The sequence below is a fragment of the Marinobacter sp. DUT-3 genome, assembly GCF_050379435.1.
Taxonomy (GTDB): Bacteria; Pseudomonadota; Gammaproteobacteria; order Pseudomonadales; family Oleiphilaceae; genus Marinobacter.
The window spans coordinates 486559-503846 of sequence record NZ_JBNRMG010000003.1 but is presented as its reverse complement, the minus strand read 5'-3'; the positions used below and the strand labels follow the sequence as shown (position 1 = coordinate 503846).

The following is a 17288-nucleotide window of genomic DNA, read 5'->3' as shown; positions in this document are numbered from 1 at the left end:
TAGCGAGTGGCATGTCAAACCTGACGGTTTCCCGGCACTTTGTTGAGGCATCCCTGATTGGCGCGGAGCGCGCTGGCTATGACACCCGCGATATGCTGCGGGAAGCCGGCATCTCGCCGGATCTGCTGAAAATAGAGATGGCCCGGGTCAACAGCGACCAGTTCAGCCGGCTGATGCAGGTCATCTGGAGCCGTATGGACGACGAGTTCATGGGCTTCGGGCCGAGGCAATGCCGTGCCGGCACGTTCGCCACCATGTGCGCCCTGGTGATTGACTGCCCCAACCTGGGGGCGGTCTACCGGCAGGCGTTCCAGTTCTCACGCCTGTTCGAGCCCATGGTGTCCATGGAACTGGAAGTGGATGACCAGGTGGCCCGTCTGGTAACGGTGATTGAGGGGGACATCAATGATCCCCGGTATTTCATGCGGGAAAGTCTGCTGGTGATCTGGCACCGCCTGGGTAGCTGGCTGGTCGGCCAGCCGGTGGAGTTGCTGAAGGCTGAATTCGACTACCCCCGCCCCGATCATGGCGATGAATACCGCCACATTTTTCGCTGCCCACTGGCATTTGAGGCCGAACGCACCACCCTCACCTTCGATAAGCGGTTTCTGTCAGCGCCGGTGATCCGCGACCGGCCGGAAATGCAGCAGTTCCTCAAGACATCCCCGGCGGATCTGCTGTCACGACCGGATGAAAGCAACACGTTCACTGGCCGGATTCGCGCCCTGATTGGCCGCGACTTCTCCAAACCCCTGCCGGATTTCGAGTGGATTGCCGCCGAACTGCACACCAGCCCGCAAACCCTGCGCCGACGACTGAAGCAGGAAAACACCTCGTTTCAGGAAATAAAGGATCTGCTGCGACGGGACATGGCGATTTACTATCTGGGCCGGCAGGATCTGCCGATCAACGACATTGCCACCAAGGTGGGGTTCACGGAACCATCCACCTTCCACCGCGCCTTCAAGAAGTGGACAGGGGTCACCCCCGGCGCCTATCGCGAGGGTGAACGGAGCAGCGCCGGGGAATAGCGGTGCTGATTAACCCGGGGTCTGGAGCGTCTTGATCAGGCGGCCCAGGGTACTGGCAATCTCTTCGGCGCGGTCACGGTTTGGCCCGAGCTTCAGCAATCTGGAGCCATCCCTGGGGTCATACACCCAGCAGGTCCCGGCGGAAGGCTGGCAGTCCCACTCAACCTGGGGGCTGATGCCGTATACGTTGATGGACTGGGTGTTTTTGGTGATCCGCTCGTCGTCTTCCCTGCTGGATTCCTGAACTTCGATCTGGCTGTTGCCGGACGCGATCTGGTAACTCACATCCGCGGGCACGTCGAGCCTGACCACCCGCTGATCGGCCCGCCACCCTGCCACTTCCAGCAGGCTGTTCAGGTGAAGGGTCAGCGCTTCCCGATCGGAATCCACCAAGTACAGCTTGCGCAGGTTCGCCAGCTCCTGCTGACCGGCAGGCTCAATGATAGCGACCGGCTCTCTCTTACTGACCTGGTTCTGGTCTTTACTCGCACGTTCCTTGCGGGACTTCTCAATGGCGGTGATACGCTTAAGCGCATCCCGATAATGGCTGCCTTCGGATCCGGCACGGGAAACGTATGCCTCCAGAGCCGATTGTGCTTCATTAAAGTGAGAGGATTCCTGCATGACGCGGCCGCGGAAATAGTAATAGTCCACGGGCTTCTCTCCCTCCAGACCCTGGAGCCGGTTGAGGTATTCTCCGGCCTCGCCCCAGTTCTTGGCGGCAACGGCTTCCTCGGTGGCCAGCATCAGGCGGCGGACTTCGTGCTCCGGAGCCAGGGATGTGGCCTGGGCGCCGATGCTTGCCAGCAACGAGGCCAGCACCAGACTACGAGCCAAGTTGCGCCCCGTTTGGGATGTTTTTTCCATTACCTCTACTCCTGCTCACTGTCGGCAAATTCACCAGGATCCACTTCGGCCTGATCCATGATGGCCTTTGGTAGTTCTTTTTTAACACGAACCCCAAGCTCCACAAAGCGGTTCGCCTGTGAAACCAGGTTTCCGCGACCCCGGGTCAGGGTGTTCATGGCGGCATCGTAGCTGCCCTGCGCCGTATGGAGCTGGGCCCCTAGCTTTTCCATGGACTCCACGAAAACCCGAAGCTTGTCGTACACCGCACCGGCCCGCTCGGCTATGCGCTCGGCATTCTGGCTTTGCCGTTCATAACGCCAGATATTCTCGATGGTGCGAAGGGTGGCCAGCAAGGTGGTTGGTGTTACTACAATAATCTTTCGTTCGAAGGCTTCTGCGAAGAGGTTCTCGTCCTGCTGAAACGCCGCCACAAATGCCGGTTCAATGGGCATGAACAGCAGGACAAAATCCGGGGAGTGAAGACCGTTGAGCTGACTGTAGTCTTTCTCACTCAGGGTGCGGATATGGGTACGAACAGCCTCTACGTGTTGCCTGAGCGCCTCTGCATTAACGCTGTCATCTTCTTCATTGATCCACTGTTGGTAGGCCACCAGCGATACTTTGGAATCCACCACCAGATTGCGGTTATCCGGCAGATGCACCACCACATCCGGGCGCAGCAGCTGGTTGTCACCATCCCGGTAACTGCCCTGGGTCTCGTATTCAATACCCTTGCGCAACCCTGAGCGCTCCAATACCCGCTCCAGTATCAGCTCGCCCCAGTTACCCTGAATCTTCTTGTCGCCTTTCAAAGCGCGGGTAAGACTAGCAGCCTCTTCGGTGATTTGTCGGTTAAGGTCCTGTAAGGATTTGATTTCGCTGCGCAATGCCTGCCGGTCCCGGGTTTCCGAGGTGTAGACATCCTCCACGCGCTTGCGGAAGTCCTGAAGCTGGTCGCGGAATGGGTTAAGCAGGGTATCCAGACTGGTGCGGGTCTGCTGACTGAAGCGCTCGCTTTTCTGCTCGAAAATACGGTTGGCCAGGTTTTCGAACTCCTGCTTCAAGGCATCCCGGTTGTGCTCCAGCAGCGCCAGTTTCTCCGAGCTGGCACGCCGCTCACTGGCAAGGTTTACCTCGTACTCACGCAACTGCACCCGGGCATTTGCCAATTCCTCCCCCAGCGATTCCGCCCGCCGCTGTTGCTCGGCTTTCTCTGCCTCAAGCTGACGAATCCTGATGCGGTTGCTGCGGACCATCAGCGTAACCAGAAAACCAACCAACACCACCAGAAACGCAACAATACTGAAAACCACTGGCTGATTCCGGATGATGTCTGCAAAGGCTTCGGGCACATTTTCCTCCTGTTGACTGGAACCTTTTTCGTTCAGGCGCGTCCTGATGAATACCCTGAACGCACAAATCGTGACTGCTTGGCAAAACGGGGGATGACTTTGCATCCACCTATAGACTCGAGTCGTAATATAAACTAAAAGAGTAAAGTGTTCTGTCGAACCGGCGGAATTACCGGTTTTTAACCGGTGATCGGGGTTCCGGAGCGATAAGAGGAGTGGGCAATAATCATGTTGAAAGAGCTCTGGAGAAAACTGGGATCAGAGTTTTCCCAATCCGGCTACGCAGGAGGCCAGGGCTGTGGGGATGACGATGCTCCGGGCAACAGTTTCCGTCTCCTTCCCCACATCACGCATACCGGTGAGTTCCATCTGGAGCGGCTAACGGCCTTGCTGAAAAGCCGTTACAACAAGTCCTTCAAGCAGTTAGACGAAACTGCTGATGAAGGTATCCGGGACCTCATACGTTTCGCTTCCCGCATTCAGGATCAGGATATCCAGCGGGAATTGCTGCTCTTTTACCTGAACTGTTCCCCGGTGATTCAGGAATACCTGCGCTCCGAAGATGTGCTCGACCACCAGCACTTCCTCAACAAAGCCTGAAAAACAGCACAAACCGTAAAAATTTCCTACCCTTAACCAACTGTAAAGCAACCACACACATCGGTTGTTGTATACTCCCCCTGCGAGTATCTTACTGCGGATATTTGCAGGTCTTCATGGCGAACCCAGGCTGATAAACTATTGGTTCGCAGGTTCAGGGGTTATAGATGTTTTCAACGCGTTTTCGATGCGGGAAGCCGCTGGCTGGTCTCGCTATTCTGTTTGTATTGTCAGGCTGCTCCGCGGACCGCTATTTAATGGTGCCCAAGGAAAATCTGGACAAGCTCAACGGTTCTGTTCAGTCCCAGCGCGCTACGCTGGTTACCATGGAAGGGAATGCAGCGTCCCGCCACGAAAAACTGCTGGACCTCAATAACACCTCTACCAAAAGCATTCTTGAAGCCATTGAACAGAAAATCGAAAAGCCCAAGTGCCCAGTGGTCACCGCTCAGGCTTGCCCTCCTGTCAGGGATCAGCGGGACACAGGTCGTGCAGACCGTTTGAAAGGTAAGGTGATCGTTGGTGAACTTGAAAAGTTCTACCTCGCCGGTCCCGGCCTGGTTTATAACGCCCGCATCGACAGCGGCGCGGAAACATCATCCATTGACGCCCGCAACGTGACCAAATTCGAACGGGACGGTAACAACTGGGTTCGTTTTGATGTCCCGGTGCCAGACAGCGATCAGTACGTCACCATGGAAAAGGAAGTTTCCCGCCGCGTGAAAATCATCCAGTCCAGCGCGGATGAAGCAGATCGCCGTGTGGTTGTCGAACTGCAGTTTGCCATCGGCGACCACCAGCAGGTGGCGGAATTTACACTGACGGACCGTCAGCACCTGTCGCACAATGTTCTGATCGGACGAAACGTTCTCCGCGACGTGATGTTAATCGACGTCGGCAAGGAGTTCTCCACCAAACTGCCGGAATCCCTCACCAAAAAGAACGGGGATGATTTGTGAATACCCGCTCCCGAATTCCATTTTTCTCTGCCATTGCTCTGCTGATCCTGGCAGGGACCGCACTTGCCATCTGGCGCCATGTTGAACTGGGCATTCCCTGGTTTACCGGTGAGCAACACCCAGTCTGGATGGTTGAAGCGAGAGTTGACTTCGACGCCGCTGACCAGCCGGTGCTGGCAAGCCTCAACATTCCCGAGCAGTCCCCGGGGTTTCGGATACTTTCCGAACAGGCGGCATCTCCGGGGTATGGCTTCTCGGTAGTCGAGAAAGACGGAAGCCGTCGGGCCGAATGGAGTAAACGGGACGTCACCGGCCCGCAAACGCTCTACTTCAAGACCCAGTTTATTCCCGACCCGAATGCGAACCGGGACCGCCCCCGCCGCGCACCCAAGCCCATGGCCGTATTCTGGGAAGAACCACAGGCTACCGCCGTGCGGGAGATTCTCCAGCAGGCAGAGGAGCGCTCGAGCACCGCCGAGAGCATGACCCGGGAGCTGATCCGCCTGATGCAGCCTGATGCCCAGGCACAGAACACGACATTGCTGGTGTCCGGAACCAATTATCTGGATCTCCTGGTCCGGATGCTGAATCACGCCGGCATACCGGCCAGGACCGCCGATGGCCTCAAACTGGAAGACGCCCGCAGGCGCCAGGGACTGACGCCCTTCCTGCAAATCTATAACGGTGACGAATGGCTGACCTTTGACCCCCGCTCCGGCGAGCAAGGGCTCCCTGAGGATATCCTGCTGTGGCGTCAGGGCGCCGAATCACTGCTGGATGTGATGGGTGGCGGCAACTCCACAGTCAGTTTTTCAATCCTGCGCCAGACCATTCCCGCCCTGCAGTTGGCAGCCATGCAATCCGAAGAGAACGGCTTCGGGTTCCTGAGCCTGTACCAGCTTCCGGTCGAAGAACAAAGCATGTTCCGCATGCTGCTACTGCTCCCGCTGGGCGCTCTCATGGTTGCCTTCATGCGTATTGTCATTGGCATTCGTACCTCGGGTACCTTCATGCCAGTGCTGATTGCCGTGGCGTTCGTCCAGACCAATCTGCTACCGGGGCTGATCGCGTTCACATCGGTGGTTTCCATTGGTCTGCTGATGCGCGGGTACCTGTCCAGCCTGAACCTGTTATTGGTTTCAAGGATTTCCGCCCTGATTATCCTGGTGATATTTATCACGGCCGGCCTGAGTATTGTGGGCTACCAGATGGGATTCAACACCGGCATGACTGTGACCTTCTTCCCGATGGTCATCATCGCCTGGACCATTGAGCGCATGTCCATACTGTGGGAAGAAGAAGGAGCGCACGAGGTATTCGTGCAAGGTGCGGGCAGTCTGTTTGTGGCTGTGTGCGCGTTCCTGGTGATGGATGCGCCGCTATCCCGGCACCTGACCTTCAACTTCCCGGAACTGCATTTCGTCGTGCTGGGTCTTATCCTGCTGATGGGTCAGTACACCGGCTACAAGTTGAGTGAACTTCGTCGCTTCACACCGATGAAGGCTTACGATTGATGGATTGGATATCGCCCCGCGCCCTGACCCGGATGGGCATGCTCAACATGAACCGGCGAAATGTCGATTACATTTCCCGGTACAATGAGCGAACCGCCTATCCGCTGGTGGACAACAAGCTGAAAACCAAGCTGGTGGTGGCCGAGTATGGCGTCAAAACCCCCAAGCTGTTGCAGGTGGTTCGCCAACAACACGAGATTCCCCATTTCCGCGACATGGCGGACGAGCTGGCGGGCTTCGCCATAAAGCCCGCCAAAGGCTCCGGCGGCAAGGGCATCACAGTCATTACTGGCCGTGACGAGCAGGAGTTCATCAAAGCATCCGGCGCCAGGGTGCCCACAGCTTACCTGGAACGCCACCTGTCCAATATCCTGGCCGGCCTGTATTCCCTGGCAGGGACGCCCGATGTCGCGATTGTCGAGAACCTGGTGCAGTCGGTACCGGAACTGGCCAAATACTCCTTCCAGGGCGTTCCGGACATTCGCATTATCATCTTTCAGGGGTACCCGGTTATGGCTATGCTCCGGCTGGCCACCACCGCCTCTGATGGCAAGGCTAATCTCCACCAGGGCGCAGTTGGCGTAGGCCTGGACATTGGCACGGGAAAAAGCCTGAACTCTGTGCAGTTCAACCGTCCGATCACCCTCCATCCGGACACGGGCCTTGCCCTGGAAAACATCAATATTGACGACTGGGAAGAGATGCTGACCATGGCCTCACGGTGCTATGAAGCAACCGGACTCGGCTACATGGGGGTAGACCTGGTGGTGGATATCAACGAGGGGCCGTTGCTACTGGAATTGAACGCACGCCCGGGGCTGGCCATTCAGATGGCCAATGGCAGAGGACTGTTGCCGCGACTGCGCACGATTGAAAGCCTCAAGAGACATCATTTCACCCCGGAGGAGCGCGCCCGCTTCGCCATAGAGACTTTCGCCAGTGAGCGATAGCAGACTGGGCAGAGAATGAAGGCCAAAAAAAACCGGAGCCCTTGAGCTCCGGTTTTTTTATTCAACTGCGAGTCATCACAGCTTCCCATCCGCAATCAACAGCTTCCGTTCATGGGTCAGGCCCTTCAACAGCCCCCACGTCATGATCAACAGAATCGCTGTGAACGGCAGACCGGCAGAGATGGCCGTTGCCTGTATCGCGCCCAGGGCATCCTCGCCACCACCAAAGATAAGGGCAGCGGCAATCGCACCTTCCATGATCACCCAGAAGACACGCTGAGCTGTCGGAGCATCGGTTTTACCGCCGGCGGTGATGCTATCGACAACCAACGAGCCGGAGTCCGAAGAGGTCACGAAGAACACCAGCACCAGCACAATCCCGATAAAGGAAATGATGCCGGTCAGCGGCAGGTTGGCAAACATCTGGAACATGGCCAGAGACACGTCAGTCAGACCATTCTCTGCCAGAGCGCCAATGCCCTGCTGGATCTGCTCCAGAGCTGAGCCGCCAAACGCGCTCATCCACACCACGGTAATGACAGTCGGAATAACCAGCACTGCGGTCACGAACTCACGAACCGTACGGCCCTTGGAAACGCGGGCGATAAACATCCCTACGAACGGTGACCAGGAAATCCACCATGCCCAATAGAAGACAGTCCAGCCATGGAACCAGGCCTCATCTTCACGGCCAAACGGATTACTGAGCGGCACTATGTTGGCCACGTAGGTTGACGACGTCACCCACAGTGTTTCGACGATGGTCATCGTGGGTCCAGCAAAGATAATAAAAAACAGCAGGATACCCGCCAGGGCCATATTGAAGTTACTGAGAATCTTCACGCCGCCGTCAAGGCCGCGCAGCACCGAAATCAAAGCAACGGCCGTGACGCCGGTAATAATTGCCATCTGGACGTTGATTCCAGACGAGATTCCAAATAGGTAATCGAGCCCTGAAGCCGCTTGTTGGGCGCCAAAGCCCAAAGAGGTAGCAAGACCAAAAATCGTAGCGACAACCGCCAATATATCGATGATGTGCCCGGGCCATCCCCAGACTTTGTCACGCAGCAGCGGGAAAAACGCTGAGCGGATGGTCAGCGGCATGCCCTTGTTGTAAGCGAAAAATGCCAGCGACAGGGCGACAATGGCGTAGATTGCCCAGGGGTGAAGACCCCAGTGGTACATGGTGGCGCCCATGGCCAGGTCACGCGCTTCGGCGGTATTCGCCTCAACGTTGAAGGGCGTTTCGTACCACCCGGTGAAATAGGCTGTTGGCTCTGCAACGGCCCAGAACATCAGGCCGATACCCATACCTGCCGCAAACAGCATTGCGAACCAGGAGATGGTGGAGAATTCAGGCTTGGCATCCATACCGCCAATCCGGATCTTACCAACCGGCATGAAAATGAGCGCTATGCACACCACCACGAAGATGTTGGCACTGATCAGGAAAAACCAGTCAAAGGTGCCGATAATATTCCATTTCGCACCGTCAAGGAGCTCCTTTGCCTCGGCCGGAAACATCAGCGTTCCGACGACAAAAAGAACCACCAATATCGCCGTAATCGGGAATACCGGTGCATGAAGGTCGAGGCCGAAAGGACTTATATTGTCCTGGCCCGCGACGTAATCCGTCTGGTACTCGTCTTTTACAACGTCGCCCACGTTTGGAGCCTCCTGTTCAGAATGATTACCAAAAATTAAGGTTCACAGGTTACAAGGGCGCCAGTCTAGTGTTTTGAGCCCGAAACATCAAAGACACAACTTAGAGTCGCCACCTCACTGAGCATAGACCAATTTGTCAGGTGTCGCCGTTGGAAGAGAAAATCGGTTAATGGTTTTATGCCGTAAGCACGTACACTTACCTGCAAATCGCAAACGTAGAAAGAGGACACCATGGAGAAAACCACCACCTTCCCCCTGAGGTATACCGCTTTTGCCCTGAGCATTACGGGCCTGCTGATCACCATGCCGCTCAGTATCTTCCTGGAAGGATGGTACCTGCTCCCGGTTACGTTTGGCGTACTTACCGCCGTTGGCACATGGGACATGATGCAACGCCGGCGTACCGTGAGCCGCAACTACCCGATTCTCGCCAACTTCCGCTATTTCCTGGAGTCCATTGGTCCGGAGATCCGCCAGTACTTCATTCAGTCCGATACGGAAGAGCGCCCCTTCTCCCGGGAACAAAGGACCATCGTTTACCAGCGGGCGAAGAACGTGCTCGACAAACGCCCTTTCGGTTCCCAACTGGGCATGTACGACCAGGGCTACGAATGGATGAACCATTCCCTGAACCCGACACACCTGGACAACAGCGATTTCCGGATTCTTATTGGCAAACAGTGCCAGAAGCCATACAGCGCCAGCGTATTCAACATTTCCGCCATGAGTTTTGGCTCCCTCTCCGCCAATGCCATCCTGAGCCTGAATACTGGCGCGAAGATGGGCAACTTCTACCACGACACCGGGGAGGGATCGATCTCCCGCTACCACCGCGAGCCCGGCGGCGACCTGGTGTGGGAAATCGGCTCCGGCTACTTCGGATGCCGCCACCCGGACGGCACCTTCAACGAAGATATGTTTGTGAAAAATGCCACCCTGGACCAGGTGAAAATGATAGAGCTCAAACTATCTCAAGGGGCAAAACCAGGGCATGGAGGTATTCTCCCCGGCGCCAAAGTGACGCCGGAGATCGCGGAAGCCAGGGGCGTCGCCGTAGGTGAAGACGTCGTATCTCCGGCCAGGCACTCAGCATTTAATACCCCCATTGAAATGCTGGCGTTCATTGAACGCCTGAGGGAGTTGTCCGGCGGCAAGCCCGTGGGCTTCAAGCTCGCCATCGGGCACCCCTGGGAGTGGTTTGCAATCGTCAAGGCCATGCTGAAAACCGGTATGAAACCGGATTTCATCGTAGTGGATGGCGGCGAAGGCGGCACCGGCGCCGCCCCCCTGGAGTTCATCAACCGCCTGGGCATGCCCATGAAGGAAGCCTTGCTGCTGGTACACAACACCCTGGTAGGCACCAACCTGCGGGAAGACATCGCCATTGGCGCCGCGGGCAAGATTACGTCGGCGTTCAATATCGCCCGCACCCTGGCCCTTGGCGCGGACTGGTGCAACGCCGCCCGGGGCTACATGTTTTCGCTGGGGTGTATCCAGGCCCTGAACTGTCATACCGGACGCTGTCCCAGCGGTGTAGCCACGCAGGATCCCCGCCGCGGCAACAAGCTGGACGTTGAAAACAAGAGCCAGCGCGTTTACAACTATCACAAAAATACCCTGTGCGCCCTGCAGAACCTGCTTGAAGCGTCTGGCCTGAACCATCCTTCCGAGCTTGGGCCGGAGCACATCATTCAACGGACCTCAAAGACCGAGGTGCAGTCCTACATGGACATGCTCCCCTTCCTCGCCCCGGGCGCCCTACTGGAAGGGAAAACCGGTCTTAGCGTATTCGACAAATACTGGCCGGAAGCTCAGCCGGATACTTTTGGACCACCGGAGTTCATCATTAAGCTGCGGGAAACCAAGCTCCATTAAAATCCTGCCTAAACGCCAAAAGCCTGTTTATTTTTGGTTTGGGCTGGTGTAGACTTCGCTCCCGCTAAGCCACTGAGATTTCTCCCAAGTTTCTCTCTGGCCAATAGCATTTCGGGGCGTAGCGCAGCTTGGTAGCGCATCTGCATGGGGTGCAGAGGGTCGCAGGTTCAAATCCTGCCGTCCCGACCAATTCCTCAAACAAAGCCCGGGCCGAAAGGTCCGGGCTTTGTTTTATCTGAAAACCGGCCCGGTTTTCAGGCATCACCATCTTGTAATTCCTTTCATTTCCGGCAACACTCAGAATCCTTAATAAAAACACCCATGCGTTCTACTTGTTGCTGGCGCTCTCATGTCCATGCTTGACTATGTAGTCCCCTACGACTTCTCTGCACTGACCGTACTGAGCTACCTGCTGATACTCGCATTCTATGGTTATGGCATTCTCCGGATGCCGGAAAGCGACCGCCCGGGCAGCGGTCGCATCCTGACGTTCGTGCTGGGCGTCATGCTTTGCTACGGCGTTATGCAGACCCGATTTGATTACTACTCCCAGTACATGTTCTTCGTCCACCGGGGCCAACACCTGATCCTTCACCACCTCGGACCTTTCCTGATCGCCCTGTCCAACCCGTTACCGGTGATGCGCTTCTGGTATGACCGAATAAGCCCCGGGTTTAGGAGCATCCTGAAGCCTGTAGGGTTTGTGTATCGATGCCTCCAGCAGCCATTGATTGCCTCCGTGCTGTTCGTGGGCCTGATCTATTTCTGGTTATGGCCACCGATCCACTTTGACGCGATGCTGAGCCGCAATCTCTACTGGGTCATGAACTGGAGCATGCTACTTGATGGCCTGCTTTTCTGGTGGCTGATCTTTGATCCTCGATCTCCGGCCCTCAGCTCCGCTCTGGGCTATGGCAAGCGTATGCTGATCCTCGCGCTGGTCGCGATACCCCAGATGATCCTGGGGGCCACCATCGTCTTTTCCCGGGGCATGGTGTACGACGTCTACGAAGTGTGCGGCCGGGCATGGCCCATGGAACCTGCAACCGACCAACTGATTGGAGGGCTGTTGACCTGGATACCACCCGCCATGATGAGCATCCTTGGTATTCTGATTATCCTGCGACGGGCGATGCACGAAGATGGCAAATACCCAACCCGATCCACCACGATCAAGGTGACGACTTCATGAGCTTCCACTTTCCCGCAAACCTTCGGGCATGGCTCAACCTGCCCCTGCTTCTGGCCACAACTTTCGTGCTGGGAGGCTGCCTCGGAGAGGATAACTTATGGCACGGGAAGGATATTCAGGGTCTGATGCCAGAGCTGGCGTTTGAGCTGAAAGGCACCTCGGGAGAAACCGTCAGGGCGGGAGAACTGGATGGGCAAATACGGTTGTTGTTCTTTGGTTTCACCTCCTGTCCGGATGTCTGCCCGACCACACTCCAGAAGCTCAACCAGGCCATAAAAGCCATGCCGTCGGAAATGCAGTCACAGACGCTGGCCTTGTTTGTCAGCGTCGACCCCAAGAGGGACACCCCGGAACGCCTGGCCAGTTACGTAGATTTTTTTGGAAAGCGGATCGTGGGCCTGACCGGTGACGAGCCAGAGTTGCGTGAGCTTGCCAAGCGCTATCGCACCACCTTCGGTTATGACGAGCCCGATGCTGACGGTAACTACGCGGTCTCTCACAGCAGCGCTGTGTATGTATTTGACCGGGAGGGCGAAGCCCGCCTGCTGATCAGGCCAGACCTGAGCGCTGACCAGATTCGCCAGGACCTTATTGCACTGGTCAGGGAAAACTCCTGACGCTCCGTTGCAGCCAGGGGCCCCTACCTCTGGGGTAACGGAATAAACTCCACCTCGTCCCCGGGCACCTTATCAAACCGGCCTTCCGTCCAGTCATTTTTCGCCTGTTCGATGCGCTCCTTGCGGCTGGACACGAAATTCCATTCGATAAACCGCTTGCCCAAGGGCTCTCCACCGATCAGTGCAATCCGGGATTCTTCCACTGCGGTGATTGTAATGCCCGGCTGGTTGGCGAAGATCGTCATGGACTGGGCAGGCAGGTCGGTATCCTGGGCTTTCAGCGCGCCACTGGCGACGTAGACCGCTCGCTCCTCGGCTTCTGGCAGGCTCAGGGTTTGTCCAGGCTGTAAATGGGCTTCCACATACAGAGTGTCTGAGAAAAGCCGCACCGGGGATGTCATGCCGTAGGCACTCCCCATCATCACTCTCACGGGTACGCCGTCCACTTTTACCGCAGGTATGTCTTCACTCGGGTAATGATGGAACGACGGCTCTACCTCTTCGTCCTGCTCCGGCAGGGCCAGCCAGAGCTGTAACCCGTCGAGCGTGTGGTCTGTCGCGGTCACTTCCGGGCGCTCCCGCTCGGAATGCACCATTCCGCTCCCCGTGACCATCAGATTGATATCCCCCGGACGGATCGGTTGCAGGCTCCCAAGGGAATCACGGTGCAGAATCTCCCCTTCGAACAGGTAAGTGACGGTGGCAATACCAATATGCGGGTGAGGCCGCACATTGATCCCCTGCCCTGCTGGAAAGTGAGCCGGCCCCATGTGATCGAAGAAGATCCAGGGCCCGACCATTTTGCGTTTCGCCGTAGGCAACAACCGCCTGACGGAAAAGCCACCAAGATCGGTCTCTCTCGGCGTGAGAATCAACTCTACCGCACTGCAAGGGGAGGAAACCGCATCACAAGCCTGTTCGGCTTCAGCCATTGTGTTACTCACGACGTCACTCCTTTCATTGATTCAGCGCATGACCTTGAGTGCCTGCGCCCATTTGGCCATCTCTTCCAGCATCGCCTTGCCCGAGCTTTCGTGGTGCTCAGAGGCATTGAAGGTTTTACTCTCGTCTATTTGCTCCCACGGCATCTGCACCATGACACCCTCGACCATCGGCATCATTTTCAGGGTCGTGACCAGTTGCTTTGAAAGCTGTGCCGACCTCAAACCACCAGAGACACCGCCGTAACTCACAAAACCACAGGGTTTGTAGTTCCATTCGCTGTAGACATAATCAAGTGCGTTGACGAACGCAGGGGACGGACAGAAATTGTATTCGGGGACCACAAACGCATAGGCGTCAGCCGCGGCAACACTCCGGGACCAGGCTTTGGTGTGTTCATGCTCGTACTGCTGCATACGCGGATGCCTGGGCTCATCGTAGACCGGCAGGTTGAAGTCAGCCAGGTCCACCAGACTGCTCTCAAACTGCCCCTGACTGTTGGCAAAGTCATGGAACCAGGTAGCGACCGCAGGACCTACCCGGCCCGGGCGGGTACTGCAGATAATAGTGTGAAGTTTCAAGGCCATAATCTTATTTCCTCTGTATGGGCTAAAAGCAAGGCAACACCCATCAGCATAGTCGATGCCAGAACCAGGCATAAAAAAACCGAAGGCGCACCTTCGGTTTTTTTCGTCTGACCCACCGCGATCAACGCAATGGGGCGTTCAGCACTTCCAACACTTCTTCCAGCTCTGTAATCATCTGCCGGATAAGTTGCTTGTACTGGGAGGTGTCGTCTTTCACCTCATGACTGCTCAGCTTCTGCTTGGCGCCACCAATGGTGTACCCCTGATCGTACAGCAGGCTGCGGATCTGGCGAATGGTAATAACATCCGCCCTCTGGTAGTAGCGGCGATTCCCGCGGCGCTTGACCGGCGACAACTGCGGGAATTCCTGCTCCCAGTAACGGAGTACGTGCGCTTTTACGGCACACAGCTCGGCTACTTCACCAATCGTGAAGTAGCGCTTACCCGGAATAGCGGGTAACTCGTTGTTATGACTCGGTTCCAGCATACGTTTCTACTTTCTGCTTTAATTTTTGCCCTGGACGAAACGTAACAACCCGCCGTGCACTGATCGGTATTTCCTCACCAGTTTTCGGATTCCGTCCCGGTCGCTGCTTCTTGTCTCGCAGGTCAAAGTTACCGAAACCGGACAACTTCACCTGTTCGTTATGGCTGAGTGCGCCTCTGATTTCATCGAAAAAGGCTTCCACCATTTCCTTGGCTTCGCGTTTGTTCAGGCCCAGTTCCTCGTACAAGCGCTCGGCCATTTCCGCTTTCGTCAAAGCCGCCATCTGTTAACTCCTCAGTGTTGCCCCCAGCTCTTCCTTCAATGCTTCAATCACACCGTTGAAGAGTGAGTGCACCTCTTCTTCGTTAAGCGTGCGATCAGGATGCTGCCAGAAAAGGCTCAGGGCAAGGCTGCGGTTGCCTTCACCCAGGCTTTCGCCTTCATAGACATCAAACGCACGCAACGCCGTCAGGCACTCGCCAGCATGCTTTTTGGCTACACGCTCCACATCGGCAAACGCCACATCGTTTCCGATAATAATAGCCAAATCTCGCCGAACTTCAGGGAATTTTGAAATTTCTTTGAAATTAGGCACATATCCAGAGACGATCGAATTCAAGGATAGCTCAAACATCAGGATCGTGCCATTAAGTTCAAGATTTTTCTGAACTTGTGGGTGTAACGTTCCAATCCAGCCAACATGCTCACCGTCTCGTACCAGCTCCGCCGTTTGCCCCGGATGCAACGCCGGGTGCTGACTGGCCAGGAACTGAATCTCGATTCCCAGGAGACGGAACAGACTTTCCAGTTCCCCTTTGACATCAAAAAAGTCAGCCGCCCTGCGACCATTAACCCAGTTTTCGGGCTGTTGCGAGCCAACCACGACACCTGCCAGCATCGGTTGCTGATCAATGGCATCACCATCTTTCAGAAAGCGCAGACCAGTTTCGAACAAGCGGATGCGCGGCTGCTGCCGGTTCTGGTTATGGGCTACGGTTTTCAGCAAGCCACTCCACAGACTCGTACGCATCACCGACAGATCCGAGGAAATCGGGTTGGCCAGCTCGATGCCCTCACGATCCGGATCGACCAGTTGCTGAACCTTTGGATCCACAAAGCTGTAGGTAATGGCTTCCTGATAGCCACAAGCCACGAAGTAGTTCTGGATTGCCGATACCGGACGAACCGCCTCTTCCTGGGCGCGCAGCCCCAGGGACCCTGTCGGCTCGGTGACAGGCAGGTTGTTGTATCCGTAGATCCGGCCAATCTCTTCAATCAGATCTTCTTCGATGGAGATATCCGGTCGGAAGGTGGGCACATGCACGCGCCAGCCGTCTTTCAACAGCTTATCGATATGCAGACCGAGGCGAGTCAGAATTTCCTCGACCTTCGTGCGGTCAATGGCCAGGCCCAGTACATCGGCGACACGCTGCTCCCGCAGATCAATGGTACGATCCCCAGGCAGATGTTCGTCGCTGGCAACTTCAACGATCTCGCCAGGCTCACCGCCGACGATTTCCATCAACAGCGCCGTGCAACGCTCCATGGAATCGCGGGCGAGCTCATAATCCACACCCCGCTCGAAGCGATGAGAGGCATCGGTATGCAGGCCATAGTGCCGTGCCTTGCCGGCGAGAGAAATAGGATCGAAATAGGCAGATTCGAGCACCAGATCACGGGTCCTTGTGCTCACGCCTGAATGCTCGCCACCCATAACACCCGCAATTGCCACGGGCTTTTCATGATCTGCGATCACCAGGGTATCGGCAGTCAATTCCACTTCCTGGCCGTCCAGCAACACCAGTTTTTCGCCCTGCTCTGCCATCCGCACCACGATGCCTCCCTTGATCTCGTCCCGATCAAAGGCATGCATGGGCTGACCCAGCTCCAGCATGACGTAGTTGGTGACGTCCACCGCCGCATCGATAGAGCGGATACCAGAGCGCCGGAGCTTTTCCTGCATCCACAACGGGGATTCCGCCTGGAGGTTCACATTACGCAAAACCCGCCCCAGGTACCGGGGGCAACCAGACGGAGCTTTCACGGCAATATCCGGCACTTCCGAATGAACCGCTTCAATTGGTTCAATCACCGGCGCTTCGACCACCAGGCTGTTAAGCACACCCACTTCACGAGCAATGCCCTTGATGGACAGGCAATCTGCACGATTGGGGGTGAGGTCGACATCAATGGTCACATCGTTGAGCTTGAGATAATCACTCAGATCCCGGCCCACAGGTGCATCCGCAGGCAACTCCATCAACCCATCACTGTTATCCGACAACCCCAGCTCTGACTCGGCACACAGCATGCCTTCGGAGGGCTGACCCCGCAGCTTGGCTTTCTTGATCCTGAAATCACCCGGGAGCACGGCGCCCACAACGGCAAAAGGAACCTTGAGCCCGTCACGCACGTTCGGCGCACCACAGACCACCTGTACCGTCTCTTTGCCGTTGCTGACCTGGCACACGCGAAGCTTGTCGGCATCGGGATGGGGCTCGACGGAGAGCACTTCCCCGACGATGACACCGCTGAATTGCCCTGCAACCGGCTCGAATCCGTCGACTTCCAGCCCCGCCATGGTGATCTGGTCCATCAACGCCTGGGAGTTGAGTGCCGGGTTAACCCATTCGCGCAGCCACTGTTCACTGAATTTCATGGTATTTGC

At 56.4% G+C, this 17288-nt stretch carries 16 protein-coding genes and 1 tRNA gene; 9 read left to right on the top strand and 8 right to left on the bottom strand.

What is annotated here, in order from left to right; genetic code table 11:
- Positions 1-11 precede the first annotated feature (11 nt).
- The gene (locus tag ACQUWM_RS07700; RefSeq protein ID WP_428921737.1) at positions 12-1031 is read left to right on the top strand and encodes an AraC family transcriptional regulator; all 1020 of its coding nucleotides are present in this window, start codon (positions 12-14) and stop codon (positions 1029-1031) included.
- A 9-nt stretch (positions 1032-1040) separates the two neighbouring features.
- Here ACQUWM_RS07700 and ACQUWM_RS07695 read toward each other — a convergent pair whose 3' ends face one another.
- Together ACQUWM_RS07695 and ACQUWM_RS07690 are read right to left on the bottom strand one after the other, a co-directional pair.
- Positions 1041-1898, bottom strand: coding sequence for a hypothetical protein (locus ACQUWM_RS07695; RefSeq protein ID WP_407002293.1), 858 nt, complete (start codon positions 1896-1898; stop codon positions 1041-1043).
- Positions 1899-1903: 5 nt separating this feature from the next.
- On the bottom strand, positions 1904-3136 hold the full coding sequence (locus tag ACQUWM_RS07690) for a DNA recombination protein RmuC (protein WP_428921814.1): 1233 nt from the start codon (positions 3134-3136) through the stop codon (positions 1904-1906).
- A 324-nt stretch (positions 3137-3460) separates the two neighbouring features.
- Here ACQUWM_RS07690 and ACQUWM_RS07685 point away from each other — a divergent pair, with 324 nt between their 5' ends.
- The 4 genes from ACQUWM_RS07685 to ACQUWM_RS07670 all read left to right on the top strand — a co-directional run bounded on the left by ACQUWM_RS07685 (position 3461) and on the right by ACQUWM_RS07670 (position 7255).
- Positions 3461-3832: a hypothetical protein gene (locus tag ACQUWM_RS07685; RefSeq protein ID WP_428921736.1), complete on the top strand. Its 372-nt coding sequence runs from the start codon at positions 3461-3463 to the stop codon at positions 3830-3832.
- A gap of 167 nt (positions 3833-3999) precedes the next feature.
- A complete protein-coding gene (locus ACQUWM_RS07680; protein WP_428921735.1) occupies positions 4000-4791 on the top strand; it encodes an ATP-dependent zinc protease family protein in 792 nt (263 codons plus the stop codon).
- Positions 4788-6305, top strand: a complete 1518-nt coding sequence (locus tag ACQUWM_RS07675; RefSeq protein ID WP_428921734.1) for an inactive transglutaminase family protein — start codon at positions 4788-4790, stop codon at positions 6303-6305. Before ACQUWM_RS07680 ends, ACQUWM_RS07675 begins: the two co-directional genes overlap by 4 nt.
- Positions 6305-7255, top strand: a complete 951-nt coding sequence (locus ACQUWM_RS07670) for an alpha-L-glutamate ligase-like protein (protein ID WP_407002288.1) — start codon at positions 6305-6307, stop codon at positions 7253-7255. The genes ACQUWM_RS07675 and ACQUWM_RS07670 overlap by 1 nt, the downstream gene beginning before the upstream one ends.
- A 75-nt stretch (positions 7256-7330) precedes the next feature.
- Here ACQUWM_RS07670 and ACQUWM_RS07665 read toward each other — a convergent pair whose 3' ends face one another.
- Positions 7331-8920, bottom strand: coding sequence for a BCCT family transporter (locus ACQUWM_RS07665; protein WP_428921733.1), 1590 nt, complete (start codon positions 8918-8920; stop codon positions 7331-7333).
- A 231-nt stretch (positions 8921-9151) separates the two neighbouring features.
- On the opposite strand from ACQUWM_RS07665, the gene ACQUWM_RS07660 reads away from it, so the two are divergent.
- From ACQUWM_RS07660 to ACQUWM_RS07645, 4 genes are all read left to right on the top strand, one after another.
- Positions 9152-10795, top strand: coding sequence for an FMN-binding glutamate synthase family protein (locus ACQUWM_RS07660; protein ID WP_428921732.1), 1644 nt, complete (start codon positions 9152-9154; stop codon positions 10793-10795).
- Between the two features lie 112 nt (positions 10796-10907).
- Positions 10908-10984 (top strand) — tRNA-Pro (locus ACQUWM_RS07655).
- A 160-nt stretch (positions 10985-11144) separates the two neighbouring features.
- Positions 11145-11987 (top strand): cytochrome c oxidase assembly protein, encoded by an 843-nt coding sequence (locus ACQUWM_RS07650; RefSeq protein ID WP_428921731.1) that lies wholly within the window; start codon positions 11145-11147, stop codon positions 11985-11987.
- Positions 11984-12604 (top strand): SCO family protein, encoded by a 621-nt coding sequence (locus ACQUWM_RS07645; RefSeq protein ID WP_428921730.1) that lies wholly within the window; start codon positions 11984-11986, stop codon positions 12602-12604. The genes ACQUWM_RS07650 and ACQUWM_RS07645 overlap by 4 nt, the downstream gene beginning before the upstream one ends.
- A gap of 23 nt (positions 12605-12627) precedes the next feature.
- Here the strand turns inward: ACQUWM_RS07645 and ACQUWM_RS07640 are convergent, their stop codons facing one another.
- The 5 genes from ACQUWM_RS07640 to pheT all read right to left on the bottom strand — a co-directional run bounded on the left by ACQUWM_RS07640 (position 12628) and on the right by pheT (position 17279).
- Positions 12628-13548, bottom strand: a complete 921-nt coding sequence (locus tag ACQUWM_RS07640; protein WP_428921729.1) for a pirin family protein — start codon at positions 13546-13548, stop codon at positions 12628-12630.
- A 21-nt stretch (positions 13549-13569) separates the two neighbouring features.
- Positions 13570-14133: an NADPH-dependent FMN reductase gene (locus ACQUWM_RS07635; RefSeq protein ID WP_428921728.1), complete on the bottom strand. Its 564-nt coding sequence runs from the start codon at positions 14131-14133 to the stop codon at positions 13570-13572.
- Positions 14134-14254: 121 nt separating this feature from the next.
- Complete coding sequence (locus tag ACQUWM_RS07630; RefSeq protein WP_407002281.1) at positions 14255-14620, bottom strand: MerR family transcriptional regulator; 366 nt, start codon at positions 14618-14620, stop codon at positions 14255-14257.
- A complete protein-coding gene (gene ihfA / locus ACQUWM_RS07625) occupies positions 14601-14903 on the bottom strand; it encodes an integration host factor subunit alpha (protein ID WP_127331513.1) in 303 nt (100 codons plus the stop codon). Before ihfA ends, ACQUWM_RS07630 begins: the two co-directional genes overlap by 20 nt.
- 3 nt (positions 14904-14906) lie before the next feature.
- Complete coding sequence (gene pheT, locus ACQUWM_RS07620; RefSeq protein ID WP_428921727.1) at positions 14907-17279, bottom strand: phenylalanine--tRNA ligase subunit beta; 2373 nt, start codon at positions 17277-17279, stop codon at positions 14907-14909.
- Between the last annotated feature and the right edge of the window lie 9 nt (positions 17280-17288).

What these genes read in the sequence shown, in the direction of transcription:
- ACQUWM_RS07700 (WP_428921737.1), top strand. Translation starts at nt 12, where the DNA reads ATGTCAAACCTGACGGTTTCCCGGCACTTTGTTGAGGCATCCCTGATT.
- ACQUWM_RS07695 (WP_407002293.1), bottom strand. Translation starts at nt 1,898, where the DNA reads ATGGAAAAAACATCCCAAACGGGGCGCAACTTGGCTCGTAGTCTGGTG.
- ACQUWM_RS07690 (WP_428921814.1), bottom strand. Translation starts at nt 3,136, where the DNA reads ATGGTCCGCAGCAACCGCATCAGGATTCGTCAGCTTGAGGCAGAGAAA.
- ACQUWM_RS07685 (WP_428921736.1), top strand. Translation starts at nt 3,461, where the DNA reads ATGTTGAAAGAGCTCTGGAGAAAACTGGGATCAGAGTTTTCCCAATCC.
- ACQUWM_RS07680 (WP_428921735.1), top strand. Translation starts at nt 4,000, where the DNA reads ATGTTTTCAACGCGTTTTCGATGCGGGAAGCCGCTGGCTGGTCTCGCT.
- ACQUWM_RS07670 (WP_407002288.1), top strand. Translation starts at nt 6,305, where the DNA reads ATGGATTGGATATCGCCCCGCGCCCTGACCCGGATGGGCATGCTCAAC.
- ACQUWM_RS07660 (WP_428921732.1), top strand. Translation starts at nt 9,152, where the DNA reads ATGGAGAAAACCACCACCTTCCCCCTGAGGTATACCGCTTTTGCCCTG.
- ACQUWM_RS07650 (WP_428921731.1), top strand. Translation starts at nt 11,145, where the DNA reads ATGTCCATGCTTGACTATGTAGTCCCCTACGACTTCTCTGCACTGACC.
- ACQUWM_RS07645 (WP_428921730.1), top strand. Translation starts at nt 11,984, where the DNA reads ATGAGCTTCCACTTTCCCGCAAACCTTCGGGCATGGCTCAACCTGCCC.
- ACQUWM_RS07635 (WP_428921728.1), bottom strand. Translation starts at nt 14,133, where the DNA reads ATGGCCTTGAAACTTCACACTATTATCTGCAGTACCCGCCCGGGCCGG.
- ACQUWM_RS07630 (WP_407002281.1), bottom strand. Translation starts at nt 14,620, where the DNA reads ATGCTGGAACCGAGTCATAACAACGAGTTACCCGCTATTCCGGGTAAG.
- ihfA (WP_127331513.1), bottom strand. Translation starts at nt 14,903, where the DNA reads ATGGCGGCTTTGACGAAAGCGGAAATGGCCGAGCGCTTGTACGAGGAA.
- pheT (WP_428921727.1), bottom strand. Translation starts at nt 17,279, where the DNA reads ATGAAATTCAGTGAACAGTGGCTGCGCGAATGGGTTAACCCGGCACTC.